This window comes from Corynebacterium sp. S5S1 (assembly GCF_001913985.1).
GTDB classification, from domain to species: Bacteria; Actinomycetota; Actinomycetes; order Mycobacteriales; family Mycobacteriaceae; genus Corynebacterium; species Corynebacterium marquesiae.
Window position 1 is genome coordinate 38007 of record NZ_MKXT01000019.1, and the last position, 18854, is coordinate 56860.

Here is an 18854-nt window from a genome sequence, read left to right on the forward strand (position 1 = left end):
GAAAAGCAACCAATGCCAGGGTGGGTGGTTGTGTGAACTGGTCTGCGTGCAGTGGGGCCCGGTCTCGAGGTCGGGCCAGCGTCGCCGCCGCCAATGGTTCACATTGTGGTTACTTGAAGTTTCCTTCAAGTTAAGAAGAGGTTTACGTCCTCTTTCTTTTTGCTACCCCAGAATCATGACATGTTTACTCAGACTCCGCTAGGGGTAGAGGCAAAATTGTGGTCAACCTCACGTGAATGAAACTAGTGTGGGGGTCATTTAGCGTGGCGTATGAGTTGAAAGAACCCTGTGAGAAACTCGCTGAACTGGAGTATTGTCCAAAAATCCTTGAGTGTGGTGACTGAAGAAGCGTCAAATCTGCCCGGCTAACTCCTGCCCCCACGAAACCTGAGTGGCGCACAAAGAAATGTCGTTGACCGGTGAGTAGACTGTGGGTTTGTGTCTAAGCAGAAGAAAAAGCAGGTAAACAAAAAGCAAAGTGTTTCCTCCGCGCAGCCGGCGCGTGAGGAGAAGGCCCAGCAGGGCGCGCCACAGCCGGTCCTCGTGGCCGCAGCGCTCGCCGTGGTTCAGTCCATCGCCGTCATCTGCTTCGGTATCTTTCTGATTGTGCGTGAGGTGACCGGCGCAGAAAATGGTTCCATGGTCTCGGACTCTGGCTCCGGGAGCTTTGTGGGGCTGGGCACCGCGCTATTTATCTTTATTGTCTTTGGCTTTGTCATTGTCGGTGCTTGGGCCATGGTCAGGGGAAAGCGCTGGGGTAGGGGAGCCATTATTTTGGTGGAGCTGATTTTGGCGGCGAGCTCCTTCCAGATGTTTAGCGGCGGATCGCCGCTTCTTGGTGCGGTGACCTTGGCGAGCGCCGCAGTAGTCATTTTCCTACTGATGTTCGTCCGCGCTTCCACCGAGTGGGCGGCAGCAAACTTCTAAATTCGTTGCCACGCACAAGGGCCGCGCCCCGGGTAAATCCGGAAGGCGCGGCCCTTTCTGTAGTGGAGGGTGTTAATCGGCGCTTAGGCCCACGACCTGATCGCCGCGGGTTTCCACGATGGTGTCTCCCGCCAAGGTGAGGTAGACGGGGCCGTGGTAGCTGCCGCGATCAACCGGGATGGTTCGCAGGGTTTTGCCGGTGGACCAATCCATGACAGCAATGCCTGCTTGGGTAGGTACCAACATGTGCTTGGCGACGGCGATGGGGGTGCCGATGGCATCGTCCACCACGTGATCCACTGCGAGGTCGCTCGGTTTAAAAAGGTAGAGGCGGGAGCCATCAAACCAGGTCATATGGTGCGGCAGGTCCGCGGTTGCCGGGGCGAACGGGGAGGCGCCTGCGTCAATGTCTGGAGAAGGCTCTGCCGAAGTAGAGTCCAGCTTTTCGCCCTTATTGTCATAGGACTCAATCGTGGGATTCGGTCCTGGGCGGTAGACGGCGGCGGCCTTTTGTCCCACGGCGATAAGGCGGGCGCCGTCGGTAGCTATGTCCACATCGGCAGCGATATCGGGCTCACGGGAATCATCAGGGGTGGTGTCTTGGAAGCGCAGCCAGGTGGTGCCCGGCTTATCGGGGCAGGACTCGGTCAGTGCCAAATTCTCGGTACGGGTAAGCGCGGAGCTAATGGTGCAGTCCTCATGCGGTTGCTTGTCCGGCTCCTGTTTTGCCTCCACGTCACCGTATTCCACGGTGCGCACCAAATCGGAGCGCCACAGATCAATGCGGTCGGTAGAGACCGTTCCTACCCGGTCATTAGAGGAAACGGGTACTACCTCTTCCGAGTTGACGGCGCTGCGGGTGCTGTCATACTCGCCAGTCGCAGCTTCAATTGCCACGGTATCCCCGCAGCCCACGCCGGTTTTATACGACGCCACGATCTTGCCCCACGCAGTAGACAGCGAGCAGAGATCCGCGTCCGTGCGCTCATAAGTCCACGCCTCGGAGCCATCCGGGTTGGTGGCGGTGAGCGTGTGATCGGCGTGCGTGATGGTCAGTCCGTGTGCCGAGACTGCCCGGTATTGGCCGGGTACTGGTTCATTGGGGAGGCTGAAGGACTCGTGGAGGGCATCGGGGACGTCGGCAAGCGCGGGTGCATCCTTATCCCCAGGAACGGCCGCTTGGCTCAGATGCGCCTGATTAATATTGGCGGTGATAGCCGCCCCACCGACCGCGATGGCGCAGACCACGGCAATAATGCCGGTAGCCTTCCAATCGGCGGGCGTTGAGCGCAAAATGGGAGCTTTAGTCATCGGCGGCCTCCTCGCCGGCGCCGGGAGCTGCCGCGGCGCGCGGTGGTACGGGTGGGGGATTTTTCGCGGACAGGCACCTGGCCCACGACCTTGGTCTCAGGGCCGACAGTTTCCTCTACCTCCGCGGGGATGTCTAGCGCCTGGGCCAGCTCCGGGGACGTGGAGAACCACTGCGGCGGATTCGGCTCACCCAAATCCAGCTCATCATTAATAACCTGCCATTTGGCCAGCTCATCATAGCCCACCATGGTGATAGCGGTGCCGGTATGGCCGGCGCGACCCGTGCGGCCGATGCGATGGACAAAGGTCATCGGATCATCCGGAACCTGATAGTTGATGACGTGGGTGACATCATCAACGTCGATGCCGCGGGCGGCAATATCAGTGGCGACCAAGATATCCACCTGGCCGGTGCGAAAAGCATGGAGCGACTTCTCGCGCGACTTTTGCCCCAGATCGCCGTGGACCGCGCCCACATGGAAGCCGCGCCGGGCTAGGTCATCGGCCAGCTGGGCGGCCGCGCGTTTGGTGCGAGCGAAGATGATGGTGCGTCCGCGGTCGGCGGCCTGCAGGGCGTGGGCGACAACGGCAACCTTATCCATGCGGTGGGCCTGGAAGGTGACCTTGCGAGTGGAGGAATGGGTGAATTCTTGCTCGCCGGATTCGGCACGGATATGGATGGGTTTTTCCATAAAACGGCGGGCAAGCGTCAAAATCGCGCCCGGCATCGTGGCGGAAAAGAGCATGGTTTGGTGGGCATTGCCATCGAGTGCCTTGAGGATAGCCTCCACCGAGGGCAAAAAGCCCAGATCCAGCATCTCGTCGGCCTCATCGAGCACCAAGATAGCCACGCGATCTAGCTGCAGTTCGCCGCGTTCGTGGAGATCGATCAATCGGCCAGGCGTGCCAATGATGACATCTACGCCCTTGTTGAGCTTTTTGATCTGTTCCTCGTAGGGACGGCCGCCGTAAATGGAGGCTAAGCGCACGGGCAGGTGGGCGGCAGCCACCTGTAAGTCCTCGGTGACCTGCTGGGCAAGCTCGCGGGTAGGGACCACCACGAGGGCGCGCGGGGTGCCATCGAGCTCGTCGATATCGGCGTCATCAAAGACGCGGTCCAAAAGCGGCACGCCAAAGCCATAGGTCTTGCCCATGCCAGTGCGCGCTTGGCCAATCAAGTCCTGGCCAGATAGCGCGATGGGCAGGGTTAATTCCTGGATTGCAAAAGTACGCGTGATGCCACGAGTGGCGAGACCATCGCAGATTTCGGCCGCAACGCCGAGTTCCGCGAAGCTCGGTGGCTGGGATTTTATGTCAGACACACCTTGATAGTAGCCGGGATGGTTATAGTGGGGCCATTGACAATAAAACTCTAGTTAGAGGAGGAATCTTCATGGATATCAAGTTTGGCTTCGCGGATACCGCTCGCGAGCTGGTCATTAGCGCTGCAGGTGACCAAGCCGAGCTGACGCAGAAGATCAACAGTGCCCTGGCGGATAACTCCACCCTGGAATTGGAAGATGACAAGGGCCGCAAGTACCTCGTGCGCACTGACCGCGTGGTCTACGTCGAGGTCGGCATTGCAAAGAAGCACGCCGTGGGATTCGCCGGCGCCTAGGCGAGCGCATAGGGCTGCTGATTCAGCTTTTTTAAATACAAACGGGTAACCTAAGGCCCCATGGAAAAAAGGGAGAATCGCCACGCTCACCGGAGCCAGGGCCATGCGCCGGACCACCCCAATGCGGTGGTCCGGTTTGCGCGTCAATATGGCTGGTGGCGCGTGGTGGCTATCCCCCTCATGATCGCGTTGACCATTTGGTTCATCGTCGATATCGCCACCGCCTCTTCCTCTGAAGAAAAGGCGGAAGCCACTAGCGAAGCTGCCCCAACGAGTACGGAGAAGGTAGGCCCTGATCCTGCCGGTGCCGCAGCGGTCAAGCGGGAAATCAGCGAGATGCCGCCCGGTGGCTCCTATACCAAGCAGGGCAAGGGCACCTTCCACGAGGTAGGTGAGCCTGGCGCCGTCACGGGTAAGGGCGGCGAGCAAAAGGTGCGCTATTCCATCGAGGTAGAAGATGGTCTTAACACCGCACCGTATGGCGGCGATGAGTCATTTGCCGCCATGGTGGAGGCCACCTTGTCTGACCCGCGCGGCTGGACCGCACAGAAGGACTTCGAGTTCGAGCACGTGGCCGCCGATGCGGAACCGGATACCCGCATCCAGCTGACCTCGCTCGGCACCGCCGCAGAGCGCTGCGGCGAGAAGATTGAAACGGAAACCTCCTGCCACACCACCATTACTGGAGAGTCCACCACCATTATCAACGAGGCCCGTTGGGTGCGCGGCGCCACGCCTTTTGAAGGCGATGTGGGCAATTATCGCCAGTACGTCATTAACCACGAGCTGGGCCATGCCATTGGCTATGCGGCCCACCAGCCGTGTGGCGGCCAAGGCAAGCTAGCGCCGATCATGATGCAGCAGACCTTGGACCTTAACAACAAAAAATTGCACGATCGCAAGCCCAGCGAGGTCTATCCTGATGAGGACGTGACCTGCTCACCTAACCCGTGGCCTTATCCGAATCCGGATAATAAGGATCCCCACCAACCCGAATAGGAGTTAAGGATGCCGCTTCCCCCAGAGCATGTTTTAAGCGCCTTCCACGCGGAAACCGGTGCCACTGGTACCCGCCGCGCGCAGGGCGATCAATTGGGTCCGGTGTGGGATAACGGCATCAAGGTGGGCGACGTGGTCTATTCCCAGGCCGGTCCGTTTGCCGCCTGGTCCGCCAAGGTGCGCGAGCGCCTCAGCGTGCAGGGGGCCCGCGTTTCCCGGCCGGTGCTGTCGAGCGATGGCCGGCACACGGCCGCTGGGTGGAAGGCTACCCAGTTTATTCCGGGCCAAGTACGCGGGCGAATTGATGAAACCGCACAGATGGCGTTGCGCTTGGATGCGGCTATAGCCGAGGTACCCCTTCCCAACGGGCAGCGCAGCGATGCCTTCGCTCGCGCAGAGCGCGCCGCCTGGGAGGAAACGGGCGAGGCTTATCGCCCAGCACTGCTTGCCGACGTCCCCCTTATCCCCGCCCACACCGCTCTTCTCACCACCACGGTTTACCATGGCTCCAACCCGCCGGGCATCGTGGAGATTGTGCCGAGCGAATCCCCACGCCCAGCCGGCTGGACCGCCGCTTTGGTTATTGTGGACGGGCTCATTGCCCAGGCTGTTGATGATGGGATTTGCCAGCGCTTCAGTCACGTACTCGGTATGCAGGAATTGCTGTTGCGCGCGGTGTCGTATCGCCGACACATCAATGACCTGCACCCCGCCTCGCGTTCAAACACGCGTTCGCACATTGAGCGGGTGGAGCAGCATCTGGTGTCGCGGGCATCTGCCATACTGGAGCGGTGAGTTACGACCCCCATTCCACCGCGCGTGCGGGAGTGGTCCTTCCACCGTCCCCGCAGGTGCGCCTCGTTCCCCGTACCCAGTCCGCCACGACCCGCAGTTGGCCTGTTGACCTGCCCGAATCCGGTAGCTGGAAGGTAACCGGTGCCGCCGGCACCGGTGTGTCCAGCTTCCTTATCGATACCGTCATTCATGCCTTGGATAAAGCCCGGGAGACCGGCGCGGATCCCTCTGGCATCCTCGTTATCGCTCCCTCAAAGGAGTCCGGCGCCCGGCTGCGCCGCGAGCTCTCTGAGCGGCTCGAGGATTACGCCGCACAGACCTCCATGGTGCGTTCCGTACACTCCCTCGCATTCGCGTTGCTGCGCACAGCGGCCGAGGAGGAGCTGCGACTTATCACCGGTGCGGAGCAAGACGCCGTCATCCGCGAGCTGCTCACTGGCCAAGCAGAAGACGGACATGGCTCGTGGCCCGCGGAAATGCGCCCCGCGCTGGAATATGTGGGCTTCGCCCGGCAGCTGCGCGATTTCCTTTTGCGCTCCATTGAACGCGGCCTGGGCCCGGGCGACCTAGAGCGCCTCGGCGCCGAGCACGGCCGCCCCATGTGGTCCGCGGCGGGTGAATTCCTGCGCGAGTACGAACACGTGCAGCTTCTTTCCCGCGCTCATTCCTATTCCGCTGCGGAATTGGTGACCGCAGTTCTTCAGCGCCCCCAGCTCCTGCGCGAGCACCCCTTCCGCACCATTATCGTCGATGATGCGCAATTGCTTGATCCCACTGCGGGCAAGCTCATTCGCGAAATGGCCCCGCAGGCGGATCTCGTGGTGGTGGGCGGCGATGCCGATCAGTCCGTCTATGCCTTCCGCGGTGCTAGCTCGCGTTTCCTGCGGGACTTCCCAGCTGACCACGACATCGAGCTCACCGAGCCTCACCGCACACCCACACCGGCGTGCATCTCCATCGTGGATTCGGAGGGCAGGCTGCGTGACGTCGTAGCCAATACTGTGCGCCGCCGCCACTTAGAAGACGGCGTGGCCTGGCGCGATATCGCCGTCATCGTTCGTTCAACCGGTGATATCGGGCAGATGCGCCGCACTCTTTTGGCCGCCGGCGTGCCCGTGCACATTAGCCCTACCGACGTCGTCTTAGCCGAACAGCGTTTGGTTTCCGCCGTGCTGCTCGCCCTGCGTGCCTTGGAGAAAGACCTATCAAACTCGGAGTTGGAAGAATTACTCACCGGCCCCGTGGGTGGCGCCGATCCCGTCACCCTGCGCCGCCTTATCCGCGGTCTGCGCCGCTGGGATTCCACCACCCGGGGCATCGATAGCCTTCGCGGTCTTCTCTATGGCGAGCTTCCAGATTTTAATGGGCAACTTACTGAGCACGAATACTCCATTCTGGAGCGTGTACGCGCGGTTCTAAGCGCCGGCCGGGACGCACTCGCCTCCGGGGCCTCGGTGGAGGAGGTCCTCTGGGCTGTGTGGAGCGCAACCGAGCTCGATAACCGCCTGCAGGCTTCGGCGCTGCGCGGTGGTGCGACCGGCTCGCAGGCCGACCGCGACTTGGATGCAATGATGGCGCTTTTTGACGCCGCAGGTGACTACGTCGAGCGCCGCCCTGATTCCTCGCTGCGTGCCTTCCTGACGCATATCACCGAACAGGAACTTCCCACCGGTGTGCGTGACCGCCGCACCGCTATTCCGCAGGCAGTAGAGATCCTGACTGCACACGGCGCCGTGGGCCGCGAATGGGATACCGTCATCGTGGCCGGCGCGCAGGAAGGAAGCTGGCCTTCGCTAGGGGAGACCGGCTCCATCTTTGGTCAAGAAGATCTCATCGATCTCCTCGACCACGATATTGATCCCGATACCCCCGTCAGCCACGTTGCCTCCCGTTTGGCAGAGGAGCGTCGACTCTTCCATGTCGCTACCACGCGTCACCGACAGCGCCTGCTCATTGCCGCTGTGGAAAACCCGGAAGGTGATACGGTCTCTGAGCCTTCGCGCTTCATTAGCGAATTCGCTGGCCGTGGTGTGGACGTGCCCGGCCAGGCTGGGCGTCGGCAAGCAAAGCGGGCGCTGCGTCGCACCCAGCTCCCGCGCGAACTGGGCCTCGATGTGCCCGAACCCGCACCCGTGACATTGCGCGACGGGCTCGAGGTGGATCCCCTCGATGTGGCGGTGCTGTCCGTGCCGGCCTTTGTCGCACAATTGCGCCGCGTAGTTACCAATCCGGAATCCGGTGAGGTTGAGCGCAAACAAGCAGCGCGCCAACTCGCTCGGCTAGCGGCAGCCGATATCCCTGGCGCCCACCCGGAGCAGTGGTGGTCTGCGCGCTCCGTTGCAGCTGAACTGCCGCTGCATACCAGCGACAGTTTGTCACCCTCCCGGGTGGAAGCATTACTCAACTGCCCGCTCAAGGCCGTGCTAGGAAATGTGACCGAGGACCCAAGCACCGAGGAGCACCTGCTCCGCGGTACTTTGGCGCACGCCTTCTTTGAAGCCATTGGCCGCGGGATGGATGCGGAAAAGGCCAAGCTATTGGTGATGGAGGCTTTCGAGCGCATTCAGGACGTACCGCAGTGGCAATTGCGTTTTAAGCTCGATGAGTTTTCCACCCTGTTGGACCGCGCCCGGGAATGGGCGCGCCAATCCGAGGTCAATCAAGAGCTTGCCGGTGTGGAAATCCCCGTAGGCGTACGCGTCAGCGAGGAGGTGCGCATCGGCGGCTATATGGACCGTCTGCTTCGCGATGGAGAGGGAAATTACTTGGTGGTGGACCTCAAGACGGGTAGAAGCACGCCAGCTAAGAAAGAGGGCGAGGACCATGTGCAGCTGATGACCTATCAGCTCGCGCTTGCCCATGGCGCATTTGACGGCCACCAGGTTCACGACGGCGAAGGCATGCCGCGCCAGGGCGGTGTGCTGGTGTATCCGGGTGCGACCACCAAAAAGATTGGTGAGATTTGGCAAAGCGATAAATCGCCGGAGGCCCTGGAAGAATTCGCCGCACTTCTACCCCCGCTGGTCGAAGAGATGCGCGGCCCGCGCATCACAGCGCGCACCAATAAAGACTGCGATAAGTGCCCAATTCGCTCCATCTGCCCCGTGCAGGAAGAAGGAAGGATGACTACCGATGCCTAAGAGCAATTTTTCCCCACAGCAGATCGCTGCAGCCTTGGGCAAGGACTTTCCGCCTACCGAGGAACAAACCCATGTCATCGAAGGCCCCTTTAGCCCCAAACTCGTGGTTGCCGGCGCTGGTGCCGGAAAGACAGAAACCATGGCCTCGCGCGTGGTATATCTGGTGGCCAATGGCTATGTGCGCCCGGAGCAGGTTCTCGGCCTGACCTTCACCCGTAAGGCCGCGCAACAGCTGGAGCAGCGCATCCGGCGGCAGCTGATTAAATTGCGCGATTCCGGCCTCATCCCGCCAGGCGGCGAGGTGGCAGAAGCGCTAGAAAACATCGCGCCGAAGGTAGCCACCTATGACTCCTACGCGGGAGAACTCGTCCGTGAATACGGGCTCTTGGTTCCGGTAGAGCCCACCGCACGCATCATCACCGAGGCCGAGCGCTATTCCTTGGCCTACGATGTGGTGCGCAATTACACCGGCCAGCTGGAGGATGATCGCGCCCTAGCCACGATTACCGAGACCCTGCTGAAATTCAGCCAAGACATCGATAATGGGCTCAAGGACACGAGTCACATCGCCGAGCATGCTCGCGATTTTCGGGCGGACATCGATAACCTCGATAAATCTCAAAAAAATGGCCCCGAATACTCAAAGACGCTGCTGGGCTATATCCAAACACAGGAGCGCCGCGTGCAGTACGTGCCGCTGCTGGAGGCCCTGAAAAAGGAACAATCCGAGCGACAAGTCATCACCTTCGGCGAGCAAATGGCCGTCGCTGCCCGCGTAGCGCGCGATCATCCTGTGGTGGGCAAGCAACAATCCCAGCGCTATAAGGTCGTCATGCTAGACGAGTACCAAGACACCTCCTATGCCCAGCGCGTGCTTCTACGAAGCCTGTTCGGAGGGGAGCAAAAGGATCTTTCTGTGACGGCCGTGGGTGATCCAATGCAGGCCATCTACGGGTGGCGTGGTGCGACCTCTGAAAACCTCACTGCCTTCGTGGAGGACTTCCCGGTCGCGCCGGGCACACCCGCTCCGAAGGACCAGTTGACCACCTCTTGGCGCAACCCCTCTGGTGCGCTGGACTTGGCTAACTCAGTGGCGGAGGGCGTATTCGAAGGCGTTGAACGTCCCGTGGACGAGCTGTCTGCCGCCCCGCATAAGGGCGAAGGCGACATCCAGTTGGCGTACTTCGACAGCGAAGTTCGCGAGCGTGAATTCGTTGCCGAGTACCTGAAAGAGCAGTGGGAAAAGCGCGAGGGAGATACCTTCAGCGCGGCTGTTTTGGTGCGTAAAAATAGGCACTCCGCCCCCATCGCTGCGGCGCTAGACAAAGCGGGCGTACCCAATGAGATCATTGGTCTCGGTGGCCTGCTGTGGCAGCCAGAAATCCAGGACCTCGTAGCTATTGCCACCATGCTCGTGCGCCCAGAAGACTTGCCTGCGGCAGTGCGGGTGCTGGCAGGGCCCATCTGTGGCCTGGGAATTAGTGATATTCAAGCGCTTGCTTCCCGCCAACGAAACCTGGCCGGCGCGAGGGAGGAGCGCTTGCGCTGGGAGCCGGGGATGGACCCGGAAGACTACCTGCGTGCGCAGTTGGAAGATGTCACCGCTGAGGAGCCGGATCAGCGCGTCGGCCTTGCCGACGCCTTGGCCGATCTAGGTGAGAGAGACCGCTATACTCCGCAAGGCCTCGCCCGTATGGAAGAGGTTTCTGCCAAACTGCGACACCTGCGCACCTATTCTCTGTCCAAACCGCTGGTGGATATCTTCGCCGATATTGAAGCATTGTTTAATATCCGCACCGAAGTCCTTGCGCGTGGAAGCGCAGGGGGCGCGACACATCTGGATAAATTTGCCGATATCGTCGCGGGCTTCCACGGTGATTCTTTGTATGCGCTCTTGGATTACTTTGCGTTAGCGCTCGAAAAGGAAGATGGCCTAGACCTTGGCGAGGTTCCCGCGGCCACTGACCGCGTGCAGATTATGACCGCGCACAAGGCCAAGGGCTTGGAATGGGAACACGTCTGCGTGGTGCATGCGGATTCGTCTAGCTATAGCGCACAAGCAGAGACCTTCCTGTCCAGGATCGATAAGGTCCCGGGAGACGATGACTATATTGAGGTCCCGGAGGATGCCCAAAAGCGCTCGCATTTCCAAAACGCGTGCGAGGAGTTTAAGAAAGCAGATAGCGCCATCAAGGCGGAAGAATCGGCGCGCCTTTTTTATGTGGCGCTGACGCGTACCGAATCTACCCTGACCGTTACCGGCTCGGGCACCAATAACGCCAATGGAAAGAACAAGAAGGTTCCCTATGAATACCTAGAGCGCCTGAAAGAGCAATTCCCGCAGTACGTGGTGGAGTGGTCCGTCCCCGACGAGCCTTCCGAGGATGATTTTGGGGAGAGCGCACAATTCCCAGCGCTTGAGGCTAGCCCAGAGGCAGTCGCCGGTGCGGACCTAGTCCTTGCAGCAATGGAGGAACTCCCAGATTTGAGCCGGGGTGAAACCTTTGAGTTATGGGAGCAGGAAGCTGGCGCTCTCATTGAGGAGTATAAGGCCCTGCAACAGCCGGTGGTAGACGTTGAGCTACCCAGCGAGCTGACCGCCTCTGACATGGTTGCGCTGCGGGCAGACCCGCTTCAGTTTGCCCGCAGGCAGCGCCGCCCCGTGCCGTTTAAGCCGAATTCCTATGCCAAGCGCGGTACCGCCTTCCACGCGTGGCTGGAGGACCGCTTCGGCAGCCCGGCGCTATTGGGCGAGGAAGAACTTCCGGGAATCGATGAACCGGAAGACTTCGATTTGGAAGAGCTCAAGCAGGCCTTCCTGAACTCCGAGTGGGCCGAGCGTCAACCGGAGCACGTGGAGGCGCCCTTTGAAATCACTATTGGTGAGTCCGTGGTGCGCGGGCGCATGGATGCGGTATTCCGCTTGGAGGATGGCACCTGGATGGTGGTGGACTGGAAGACCGGCCGCCCACCCCAGGGAGAAGCCATGGATGCTGCCAAGATACAGCTAGCGGTGTATGCAGAGGCCTGGCGCCGCATCCACGGCGAGGAAAGGATTCGTGCAGCGTTCTATTATGTGCACGATGGCTATACCTTTGAGCCTGCCCGCCTGCCGCGTGGGGAAGAGCTGAAGAAACTCCTTGAATCGTCAGTTGAGTACCACAAGGGCTAAGGTATGTGGGCGGTTGCGTAAGCGCGCAATCTCTTGAGTAACCATTCGAGACCAGAAAAGAAGGCTGGACTAGTGGCCCAAAAACGTGCGCAGGCAATGAAGTCACGCTTTAGAAGTCGCTTCTTGCCGCAGGTCGAGCTGTCCTCGCAGCCGGATCACGCGCTCATTGATGTCATTACGGTGCCGAGGGATGAAAATTCCAGCCCGTGGCGTCAGCTGGGCAAGCGTGTGCTGTGGGCTTTTGGCATCGTTGTCTTCGTGACCATCGTGGTCTATGTGGACGGCGGTGGGTATAGCGAGGACATGTCGTTATTGGACTCCGCCTACTATGCGGCGGTGTCCCTGACCACCGTGGGTTACGGCGATATCGTGCCCGTGTCCCCGCAGGCCAGGTTCATTAACTTAGTGCTTATTACCCCTGCCCGCCTGATCTTCCTTGTTTTATTGGTCGGCGCGACCTTGTCCGTGTTGACGGATAAGGCCCGCCGTACTTTCCAAATCCAGAACTGGAGAAAGCAATTGCGTAACCACACCGTCGTTATCGGTTATGGCACCAAGGGCGCCGGAGCCGTGGCCGCGCTGCTGGCCGATGATGTTCCGTCCTCCCAGATCGTGGTCATCGATACCAACCGTGCGTCCCTCGCTCACGCCGAGCACCACGGATTGGTCACCATCTTTGGTTCCGGCACCAAGCAGGACGTGCTAAAGATCGCTGGGGTAGAGCACGCCAGCTCCATTGTCGTTACCCCATCCACGGACGATACCGCGGTGCTGTGCTGCCTCTCCGTGCGAGAGCTTGCGCCCAAGGCCAAGATCGTGGCGTCGGTGCGCGAGTCCGAAAACCGTCACCTGTTGCTCCAATCCGGTGCGGATTCCGTGGTCACCTCCGCTGAGACGGCCGGTCGACTGCTAGGCCTGGCCACCGTCACCCCGACGGTGGTGGAGATGATGGAAGACCTGCTTTCACCCAACGAGGGTTTTTCCGTAGCCGAGCGCGCCGTGCGCGAATTCGAGGTAGGGTCCAACCCACGCCACCTGGCAGATATCGTGCTGGCTGTCCTGCGCAATAACGAGCTGCACCGCGTGGATACCGCGGATGCCTCCGCGCTGAAGCCGGGCGACCGCCTGCTCTACATCAAGCATGAGATGGAACAGCCCATCGAGGTCATGGACGATGATGATGAGGACTAAATGTTCCTCCCAGTAACTCCTCACGGCCAGGTTCCGGTTACGGCAGCGGGGGAACCGGTGCTGGTGGAGAAGGTTCCCGGGGGCGTCGGCAAGCACGCAGTAGTGGACCTAGGTACCCTGCAGGCGTGCGCGTATCCGGAAGACGGTGCTAGCGAGCTGGGCCGGCTAGAAAGCGCGACGTTCTTTGCGGACCGACCGGTGATTTTGCAGGCGATTGCGCTGATCCGCAACCGGCGCGAGCAGCGCTTTGATCCGCGCACCGGTCACAAGCTGGACTACCCAGCACCGGGAATCGTGGGACGCGATCCCTTGGACGAGCGCCGGATGGTTTTCCCACGCCTAGATCCTGCCGTCATCGGGCTTATTCGCCTCAGCGGCACCGACCGGATTTTGCTGGCGCGCAATCGCCGCCGCACTAGCTTTTTCTCCCTGATCGCTGGTTACGTTGAGCCGGGCGAGACCGCAGAGGCTGCTTTTGCACGCGAGGCCCTGGAAGAAACCGGGCGCAAGGTGGACGATATTCGCTATTGGGGCTCGCAGGCGTGGCCACCGAGTGGCTCCCTTATGCTGGGCTTTTGTGCGCGCACGGCTGATGTCCACCCCACCTGCCATACTGATGGGGAATTGGAAGAAATCCGGTGGGTGGAGCGCGCCGAGCTCCTTGAGCTAAAGCTTCCACGTCCGGGTTCAATTGCACACACGATGATCATGGAGTGGTATCACGGTGACTAAGCCGGATTTGTCCCTGCTGGATGAAGATCAGCTGCGCGCGGCCACGGCGCCGCGCGGGCCCGTGTGCATCTTGGCCGGCGCGGGTACGGGCAAGACCCGCACTATTACCTATCGCATTGCCAACTTGGTGGACCAAGGCTTTGTGAGCCCGCAGCGCGTGCTTGCGGTGACCTTCACGGCGCGAGCGGCCGGAGAAATGCGCGATCGCCTGCGCACTATGGGCGTGGCCGGCGTGCAGGCGCAGACCTTCCACGCGGCGGCGCGCCGCCAGTTGAAGTATTTCTGGCCGCAGGTAGCAGGAGATCTTCCGTGGCAGCTGCTGGATAATAAATTCCCCCTAGTTGCCCGCGCGGTGCGCTCGGTGGGGCTGGATAATTCCAAGGACATGATTCGAGACGTCCTGGCCGAGATCGAGTGGGCTAAGTCCGCGCTGGTCAGCGCCGAAGATTATGAGTCCGTGATCGCCAATACGTACCGCAGTGCACCGGCCGATCCGGCCAAGGTAGCAGAGGCCTTCCGCCGCTACGAGCAGTCCAAGGCCACGCCGGACATGATGCACTTGGACTTCGATGACCTGCTCATGCACATCGCAGGTGCCATCGAGAATGTGCCGGCGATTGCGGAGACCTTCCGTGAGCAGTACCGCACCTTTGTCGTCGATGAGTACCAGGATGTTACCCCGCTGCAGCAGCGGGTGCTCAACGCTTGGTTGGGCGAACGCGATGACCTTACCGTGGTGGGCGATGCTAACCAGACCATCTATTCCTTCAACGGCGCCTCCCCGGACTACCTGCTCAATTTCTCACGCACGTACCCGGATGGCACCGTGGTCAAGCTGCAGCGCGACTACCGCTCTACGCCGCAGGTAACTGACCTGGCCAACCGGGTCATCGGCAAGGCCACCGGCCGCGCAGCTGGCACGCGCTTGGAGCTGCAAGGCATGCGCGAGCCCGGTCCCGAGCCCACCTTCAAGGCCTATGAGTCCGAAGAGATTGAGGCCCAGGAGGTGGCCGGCCAGGTCCTCACGCTGCTGGACCAGGGCGTGCCGGCCTCCGAGATTGCCATCCTGTACCGCATCAATGCCCAGTCGGAGCAGTTTGAGCAGGCGCTTGCTGACGCCGGAGTGGTCTACCAAGTCCGCGGCGGCGAGGGCTTTTTCCGCCGCCCGGAAATCCTGGAGGCTATCCGCGTGCTTATCGCCGCGACCCGCCGCGAGGACCTGCCGGATGACCCAGTGGCGATTGCTCGGGCTGCGTTTGTCGAGCTGGGTTTGAGCTCCACCGAGCCGCAAGGCGCCCAGGCCCGTGAGCGCTGGCAGTCCCTCAACGCGCTGGTTGGGCTCATCGAAAAGATTGTGGAATCCACTCCTGGCATCGATCTCAACGGGGTGCTGGGGGAGTTGCGCCGGCGCTCTACCGATAAGCAGGCCCCAGCCATGGAAGGCGTGACGCTGGCTACCGTGCACGCCGCCAAGGGCTTGGAATGGGACGCGGTATTCCTCGTGGGGCTAACGGAAAAGCTTATGCCCATCAACCATGCCATTAAGGCCGGCGACGAACAGGTAGAAGAGGAGCGCCGCCTTTTCTACGTGGGTATTACCCGCGCCCGTGAGCACCTCGCACTGTCATGGGCGCTGGCGAAGACTACCGGCTCGCGGGCTTCGCGCGAGCGCACGCGCTTCCTCGATGGCATCGTTCCGGCGGCCGAAGATGCCTCCGGCAGTGGGTCTCGCTCACGCCGCCCGAAGCGCTGCCGCGTGTGCTCTGGTCCGCTGGGAACACCGGCGGAAAAGGTCATAGGCCGCCATGAAGATTGTGAAGGCGGCGGCGATGAAGAGGTCTTTGCCGCCTTACGCTCGTGGCGGTCCCAGATTGCGCGCCAGGAAAAGGTTCCGGCCTATGTCATCTTTTCCGATGCCACCCTGCAGGCGATTTCGGAGGAATTGCCCTCCGATGAGGCAGAGATGCTCTCCATTTCTGGCGTAGGCCCTAGCAAGCTGGAGCGCTACGGCGCCCAAGTACTAGAGGTTATTCGTTCGGTTCGCAGCTAGCCAGGTTGGTCTTGCCGCCGAAGCACACCGGGCAGCGTGGATGCGCAATGACGGTGCGCTGCTGATGGTGTCCGTAGACATCGACCTCCCACTGCTGTCCGGGGCGCGGCTTTGTGGTCGGTGCGCCTGGCGGCAGCGGCCGCCCCATCAGTCGTCTTATAGTCACCTGCGTGTGCGCCGAGACCGCATCGAGCACCACGGCTTCCGGAGTGCGGCGCACGCGGGTGAGCTGGGTGCTGATGATATTCCACAGTGGGTCCATATCCACGCGGGCCAAGTGCGCACACAATGGGCACGGTCCTTGGCCCCGCAGCCGTACAGGCCCGATGACGCCACGATTGTCCAGCAAAGACACCGGAATCCACGTAGTGTCTGTGCCCGCGAGTGCATTCGCACAATCCAGTGGGCAGTGCAGCTGGTCCACAGCAAGTACTGGATACATGCCGTCGAGGTCGTGGATATAGGAAAAGACATTGTCTTCCTCCAACGGGATGCGGACCTGGAAGCCATCCGCCTCAAGGCGCGCGCGGAGCCTCTCCGCCAAGGCGGATCCTCCCATGAGGACAATGGTGTCTGCCTTGGCATCGGCCTCGTTGTGTGGCCAGAGGATGCCGTAGTCCAGTGCGTCTTCAATGAGGCTCAGCGCCGCCGCCTTCTCAAGCCCTGCAGCACGCAGTCGTTCAGATAAGTCCTCCGGGGACACTGGTTCGCGAGCGGTGTTGAAAGCCGTCGCGACGGTGAGCGCGCTTCCAGTTTCCGCAACCCCAACGCGGGTGGCATCCATGCCAAATTGGATCACCGTTTCCTCGCGGCACAACACTGCGCTGCCTGGCGCCAAGACCACTTGGGTGGCAGAAATCCCCACGCTTTTAACCCCTTCCCCCGAAGTATGTGGTCTCCATTGCACCACAGGTACAATCACCTGTCATGTCGAGCACGCAGCCCATCGCACCGCAGCCCCCAGAGGTTAAAGTCATTCGCTCTGCCAAGCGGAAGAAAACCGTGCAGGCGCGCATGGTATCCGGGGTGCTCGAGGTACGCATTCCCGCGTGGATGTCCGTGAGGGATGAGCGCGATGCCGTCGCAGACATGTTGGCGCGGGTGGAGAAGAAACAGGGCAGTGGCCGCCGCACGGACGCCCAGCTCGAAGAACATGCGCGGCGGCTCAACGCGGCGTATTTAGATGGCCGTGCAACCATCGGCTCTATTCGGTGGGTGAGCAATCAAAATACGCGATGGGGTAGCTGTACTACCTCCACCGCGGACATTCGGCTGAGCGACCGGCTGCAACACGTGCCGGACTATGTGCTGGATTCAGTGATTATGCACGAGCTCACCCACACCTTTATCCCGCGTCATGGGCGGGATTTTTGGCAGTGGGCGGACAGGGCGCCCCACGCTGAGCGGGCGAAGGGCTATCTTGAGGCCTATCAGCGCTGGGGCTGCTAGTTCTCCTCGTCCTCGTTGCCCTTGTCCTTCTTCTCGTCTTCGCCTTCCGGCTTCTCGGACTCGTCGCCTTGCGCGGCAGAGGAATCCTCGCCGTTTTTGAGCATTTCCTCCAACTTGGCAAACTCTTCTTCGAAGCCCTCATCCGGGCCTTCGTCCAGCAGGGAGTCGATGAAGGCGGCCGGGTTATCGAGGTGCTCTGCAGTGGGCAGGAAGTCCGGGTGATCCCAGGCCTTATCGCGCTTTTCCGCGCCTACGGCGACGGTGGCGCGGCGCCATAGCTCAGCGGCCTCAGAGACCTTCGGGGCATTAAGTTCGATGCCGACCACCTTGCTGAAGGCGTTCTCGGCGGAACCGCCGGTGCTGCGGCGGTGAGCCCATGCCTGGGTCAGCTTCGAGGTCGACGGGATGCGCTCGCCCAGTGCCTCAGTAACGACGTGCTCGGCCCAGCCTTCAACGAGTGCCAACAGGGTCTCGAGGCGGGATGCGGCCGCAGTGTTCTTGGAGGTAATGCGCGGGGAGAGGTCCATGCCCTGCAATTTGCTCATCGCGTCCTGGATTGCCTGTGGATCGCCGGACTCGAGGTTGAGCTCGCGGGTGACTTCCTCCAGATGGGAGGTATCAATAACCAGGCCGATGGCATATTCCTCTACAGAGGAGACGATGCGCTCTACCAGCCAGGGCACGTGCTTGAACAGGCGCTGGCGGGCAGCCTCGCGGGCGGCAATATAAACCAGCACTTCCTGGCCAGGAACATTAAGCTCGCGGGCGACCTTCTGGATGGTCTGTGGCAATAGTGCCACGGTATTGGCTGGGGCGATGGGCAGGCCGAAATCGGAGCCGGTCAGCGCCTGGGAGGCCAAATCGCCCAAGGCGTGGCCAAGCTGCATGCCAAAGTTCATGCCAGACATCTGGTTCATCATCTTGGTCATGGGGCCCATCATCTCGCGGGCCTCTTCCGGCATGGAGTCCAGCTGAGCATCATTCATGTGCTCTGCCACCGGGGTGACCATGCGCTGCCACGCAGGCATGGTCTCTTCCAACCATTGCTTGGAATCCCAAGCCTTGGCCGTGCCGGAGGCGGTGGGCAAATAGGTGGCGTCATCAAGCCAGAGCTCCGCCAAGCGGACGGATTCCTCTACAGCCTTGGTATCGTCCGCGCTTACCGCCTTGGACTGCGAGATCTGCTGCAGGGCGATGCGCTTAGCCATGTCGTAATTGACTGGGCCGGAGTTTTCCGGCGAGTTCATGGAAGAGCCCATGCCGGACAGCATCTGACCGAACTGGTTCAGCATGTCACCCAGGCCGCCACCATTAGCGCCGCCGAATGCGCCGAACGGGTTCTGGTCACGACGTCCGTCATTATCGTCGTCATCGTTATTGGGGAAAGAAAAACCGAATCCGTTGCTCATGCGTCCTAATCTACCGGCACCGTCCGGCTACTTTCCATGATCCCCGCTACGCTGACAGCGA

The 18854-nt window shown here is 61.0% G+C and carries 14 protein-coding genes; 10 read left to right on the plus strand and 4 right to left on the minus strand.

Going from position 1 to position 18854, the window contains the following annotated elements; all coding sequences use genetic code 11:
• Positions 1-438: 438 nt before the first annotated feature.
• On the plus strand, positions 439-927 hold the full coding sequence (locus BKN05_RS07740) for a hypothetical protein (protein ID WP_286688349.1): 489 nt from the start codon (positions 439-441) through the stop codon (positions 925-927).
• 72 nt (positions 928-999) lie between these two features.
• Here BKN05_RS07740 and BKN05_RS07745 read toward each other — a convergent pair whose 3' ends face one another.
• Together BKN05_RS07745 and BKN05_RS07750 are read right to left on the minus strand one after the other, a co-directional pair.
• Positions 1000-2238 (minus strand): Rv3212 family protein, encoded by a 1239-nt coding sequence (locus BKN05_RS07745; protein ID WP_286688350.1) that lies wholly within the window; start codon positions 2236-2238, stop codon positions 1000-1002.
• Positions 2235-3560, minus strand: a complete 1326-nt coding sequence (locus BKN05_RS07750; protein WP_286688351.1) for a DEAD/DEAH box helicase — start codon at positions 3558-3560, stop codon at positions 2235-2237. Before BKN05_RS07750 ends, BKN05_RS07745 begins: the two co-directional genes overlap by 4 nt.
• Positions 3561-3631: 71 nt before the next feature.
• Between BKN05_RS07750 and BKN05_RS07755 the strand changes: the two genes are divergently transcribed.
• From BKN05_RS07755 to BKN05_RS07790, 8 genes are all read left to right on the plus strand, one after another.
• Positions 3632-3856 (plus strand): DUF3107 domain-containing protein, encoded by a 225-nt coding sequence (locus BKN05_RS07755; protein WP_005322370.1) that lies wholly within the window; start codon positions 3632-3634, stop codon positions 3854-3856.
• A 60-nt stretch (positions 3857-3916) separates the two neighbouring features.
• Positions 3917-4855 (plus strand): DUF3152 domain-containing protein, encoded by a 939-nt coding sequence (locus tag BKN05_RS07760; RefSeq protein WP_286688352.1) that lies wholly within the window; start codon positions 3917-3919, stop codon positions 4853-4855.
• Positions 4856-4864: 9 nt separating this feature from the next.
• Entirely contained in the window at positions 4865-5650 is a 786-nt protein-coding gene (locus BKN05_RS07765) for a hypothetical protein (protein WP_286688353.1), read from the plus strand.
• A 32-nt stretch (positions 5651-5682) separates the two neighbouring features.
• Positions 5683-8790, plus strand: a complete 3108-nt coding sequence (locus BKN05_RS07770) for an ATP-dependent helicase (protein WP_286688367.1) — start codon at positions 5683-5685, stop codon at positions 8788-8790.
• Positions 8783-11962: an ATP-dependent helicase gene (locus BKN05_RS07775; RefSeq protein ID WP_286688354.1), complete on the plus strand. Its 3180-nt coding sequence runs from the start codon at positions 8783-8785 to the stop codon at positions 11960-11962. Before BKN05_RS07770 ends, BKN05_RS07775 begins: the two co-directional genes overlap by 8 nt.
• 96 nt (positions 11963-12058) lie before the next feature.
• Positions 12059-13153, plus strand: a complete 1095-nt coding sequence (locus tag BKN05_RS07780) for a potassium channel family protein (protein ID WP_049378777.1) — start codon at positions 12059-12061, stop codon at positions 13151-13153.
• Positions 13154-13885: an NAD(+) diphosphatase gene (locus tag BKN05_RS07785; protein WP_286688355.1), complete on the plus strand. Its 732-nt coding sequence runs from the start codon at positions 13154-13156 to the stop codon at positions 13883-13885.
• The gene (locus BKN05_RS07790) at positions 13878-15935 is read left to right on the plus strand and encodes an ATP-dependent DNA helicase UvrD2 (protein ID WP_286688356.1); all 2058 of its coding nucleotides are present in this window, start codon (positions 13878-13880) and stop codon (positions 15933-15935) included. Before BKN05_RS07785 ends, BKN05_RS07790 begins: the two co-directional genes overlap by 8 nt.
• On the opposite strand, the gene BKN05_RS07795 is transcribed toward BKN05_RS07790, so the two are convergent.
• On the minus strand, positions 15913-16800 hold the full coding sequence (locus tag BKN05_RS07795; RefSeq protein WP_286688357.1) for a hypothetical protein: 888 nt from the start codon (positions 16798-16800) through the stop codon (positions 15913-15915). The genes BKN05_RS07790 and BKN05_RS07795 overlap by 23 nt on opposite strands.
• Positions 16801-16862: 62 nt before the next feature.
• On the opposite strand from BKN05_RS07795, the gene BKN05_RS07800 reads away from it, so the two are divergent.
• Positions 16863-17384, plus strand: a complete 522-nt coding sequence (locus BKN05_RS07800) for a M48 metallopeptidase family protein (protein ID WP_286688358.1) — start codon at positions 16863-16865, stop codon at positions 17382-17384.
• Here the strand turns inward: BKN05_RS07800 and BKN05_RS07805 are convergent.
• Positions 17381-18793, minus strand: coding sequence for a zinc-dependent metalloprotease (locus BKN05_RS07805; protein ID WP_286688359.1), 1413 nt, complete (start codon positions 18791-18793; stop codon positions 17381-17383). The genes BKN05_RS07800 and BKN05_RS07805 overlap by 4 nt on opposite strands.
• Positions 18794-18854 lie beyond the last annotated feature (61 nt).

Bases quoted from the DNA above. Each gene is read 5' to 3' on its own strand.
- BKN05_RS07745 (WP_286688350.1), bottom strand. From the start codon at position 2,238: ATGACTAAAGCTCCCATTTTGCGCTCAACGCCCGCCGATTGGAAGGCT.
- BKN05_RS07755 (WP_005322370.1), top strand. From the start codon at position 3,632: ATGGATATCAAGTTTGGCTTCGCGGATACCGCTCGCGAGCTGGTCATT.
- BKN05_RS07760 (WP_286688352.1), top strand. From the start codon at position 3,917: ATGGAAAAAAGGGAGAATCGCCACGCTCACCGGAGCCAGGGCCATGCG.
- BKN05_RS07765 (WP_286688353.1), top strand. From the start codon at position 4,865: ATGCCGCTTCCCCCAGAGCATGTTTTAAGCGCCTTCCACGCGGAAACC.
- BKN05_RS07775 (WP_286688354.1), top strand. From the start codon at position 8,783: ATGCCTAAGAGCAATTTTTCCCCACAGCAGATCGCTGCAGCCTTGGGC.
- BKN05_RS07780 (WP_049378777.1), top strand. From the start codon at position 12,059: ATGAAGTCACGCTTTAGAAGTCGCTTCTTGCCGCAGGTCGAGCTGTCC.
- BKN05_RS07785 (WP_286688355.1), top strand. From the start codon at position 13,154: ATGTTCCTCCCAGTAACTCCTCACGGCCAGGTTCCGGTTACGGCAGCG.
- BKN05_RS07800 (WP_286688358.1), top strand. From the start codon at position 16,863: ATGTCGAGCACGCAGCCCATCGCACCGCAGCCCCCAGAGGTTAAAGTC.
- BKN05_RS07805 (WP_286688359.1), bottom strand. From the start codon at position 18,793: ATGAGCAACGGATTCGGTTTTTCTTTCCCCAATAACGATGACGACGAT.